The 2,388-nt window shown below is 59.7% G+C and carries 2 protein-coding genes and 1 pseudogene; all 3 read right to left on the bottom strand.

Annotated features, from left to right (window positions below; all coding sequences use genetic code 11):
* Positions 1-834: cbb3-type cytochrome c oxidase subunit I (locus tag NAV32_RS17525; protein WP_256054053.1), on the bottom strand; the 834-nt coding region annotated here is incomplete at its 3' end.
* Between the two features lie 359 nt (positions 835-1,193).
* On the bottom strand, positions 1,194-2,129 hold the full coding sequence (gene ccoP / locus NAV32_RS17520) for a cytochrome-c oxidase, cbb3-type subunit III (protein ID WP_256054052.1): 936 nt from the start codon (positions 2,127-2,129) through the stop codon (positions 1,194-1,196).
* Positions 2,130-2,227: 98 nt separating this feature from the next.
* A pseudogene (locus NAV32_RS17515) lies at positions 2,228-2,388 on the bottom strand (cytochrome-c oxidase, cbb3-type subunit II); the annotation flags it as partial.

The following is a 2,388-nucleotide window of genomic DNA, read 5'->3' as shown; positions in this document are numbered from 1 at the left end:
AATCGACATCACCATGCCCAGGCTCTGCGCCCAGTCTGGCAGCGCGGTGTAGTGCAGGTGGTGCGGGCCGGCCCAGATATAAAGGGTGATCAGCGCCCAGAAGTGCACGATCGACAGGCGATAGGAATACACCGGACGCTCGGCCTGCTTGGGCACGAAGTAATACATCATGCCGAGGAAGCCGGTGGTCAGGAAGAAGCCCACGGCATTGTGGCCGTACCACCACTGCACCATCGCATCGGTCGCGCCGGCGTAGATGGAGTAGGACTTGAACCAGGTAACCGGGATTTCCAGGTTGTTGACGATGTGCAGCATCGCCGTCACCAGGATAAAGGCGCCGAAGAACCAGTTGCCCACATAAATGTGCTTGGACTTGCGCTTCATGATGGTGCCGAAGAACACCAGCGCATAGGAAATCCAGACCACAGCCAGCAGGATGTCGATCGGCCATTCCAGTTCGGCGTATTCCTTGGAACTGGTGAAGCCCTGCGGCAGTGTGATCACTGCGGCAACGATCACCGCCTGCCAACCCCAGAAGGTGAAGGAGGCCAGACTGTCGGAGAACAGTCGCGCCTGGCAGGTGCGTTGCACCACATAAAAGGAGGTGGCCATCAGGGCGCAACCGCCGAAGGCGAAGATCACCGCGTTGGTGTGCAGCGGTCGCAGACGACCGAAGCTGGTCCAGGGCAGGTCGAAGTTGAGTCCCGGCCACACAAGCTGCGCGGCGATAAAGACTCCCAGACCCATTCCAATGATTCCCCACACCACCGTCATGATGGCGAACTGGCGAACCACCTTATAGTTATATGCAGTCTCACTTATTGCTGTGCTCATGCAAGGCTTCCACGCTAAATGGCATATCAAGGGGGGCAAAAACGGCGGCAAGTATGGAGAAAGGAGGGGGGTAATGCAAACGAGCTCCAGCCCCCTTGATGCCGTTCCGGCTCTGATTTCAAGCGTCTTCCATGCGGGTCGCAGGATCGCTTGGCACACCACGATGCTGTGCTGAATCGAGGGTTTCGCCTTGTAGTTCTGCGGGATCTTGGCGAGTGCCGAAGAGTATGGAAGCGGTTTGCTCGTATGGCAAAGAAGGGATGTGTCGAGTGGTCTGCGACAGAGCGTCGCATGCCGTCATTTAGGTGGGAGGCTTGATTGAAAACAGGGCGGTATGGGGTACCGCCCTGTTAGGGGTTTTACTGCTTCGCCAGTTGCTCAGGCGTTTGCGACAGGCTGTATACGTATGCCGCCAGCAGATGCACCTTGTCGTTGCCGAGGTACTGTTCCTGCGCCGGCATCTGACCGTTACGGCCGTGGCGGATGGTCTGCTGCAGTTGCGGCAGGCTTGAACCGTAGATCCAGGCGGCAGGGTTGGTCAGCTGCGGTGCGCCGAGTGCGGCCATGCCTGCGCCGGTTGCGCCGTGACAGACGGAGCAGGTTTGCGCGTACACCTCGGAACCGGCGGCCAGGTTGGCCTCGGTGCCTTCAGGCAGCGGCAGTCCAGCCAGCTCGTTGCGTACATAGGCCGCGACGTTTTTCACGCCTTCATCGCCAATGACCTGACCCCAGGCCGGCATCGCTGCGATTCGTCCGTGGAGGATGCTTGCCTTGATCGTTTCCGGCTCGCCGCCCCAGCGCCATTCGTTATCGGCCAGGTTGGGGAAGCCGTTGGAACCCTTGGCGTCCGAACCATGGCAGATGGCGCAGTAGTTGGCGTACAGGCGAGCGCCGATCTTCAGTGCGCGTTCGTCCTGAGCGACTTCTGCGACGCTCATGGCCGAAAACTTGGCGAAGATCGGGCCGAACTTGGCGTCAGCCTGATCGACTTCGCGCTGCCATTCCTTTTCCTGGGTCCAGCCGCCTTCATAGCCCGGCAGAACGCCTTTCCAGTTGCCCAGACCCGGATACAGGATCAGGTAGACGATGCCGAACAGCAGCGTGCCGATGAACAGCATGAACCACCACTTGGGCAGCGGGTTGTCATACTCCTCGATACCGTCGAAGGAATGCCCCATGGTCTTGTCGGTCGTGCCGGCAGATTCGCCCTTGCGGGTGGCGAAGATCAGCCAGAACAGAGCGACGATGGTGCCCAGCGTCAGCAGGGCGATGTATCCACTCCAGAAAGTGCTCATGTGCTACTCCTGGACAGCCCGAGGCACTCTGGCTGTCCGCGATTGAAGTCCCTGACGGCCGCCGTGGCAGACCGTCATCTCTCTAAGGCGTATCGGAATCAACGCTTGTTGGTCAGAGCCGTGCCAAGAACCTGCAGGTAGGCCACCATGGCATCCATTTCGGTCTTGCCTTTGACGGCATCCCGAGCACCGGCGATGTCTTCATCGGTGTAAGGCACGCCCAGGGTGCGCAGCGCCTTCATCTTCTTGGCGGTGTCCT

This window comes from Stutzerimonas stutzeri, assembly GCF_024448695.1.
Lineage (GTDB): Bacteria > Pseudomonadota > Gammaproteobacteria > Pseudomonadales > Pseudomonadaceae > Stutzerimonas > Stutzerimonas stutzeri_T.
The sequence above is the reverse complement of the archived record's forward strand: the minus strand, read 5'-3'. Positions and strand labels throughout refer to the sequence as shown.

What these genes read in the sequence shown, in the direction of transcription:
- ccoP (WP_256054052.1), bottom strand. Translation starts at nt 2,129, where the DNA reads ATGAGCACTTTCTGGAGTGGATACATCGCCCTGCTGACGCTGGGCACC.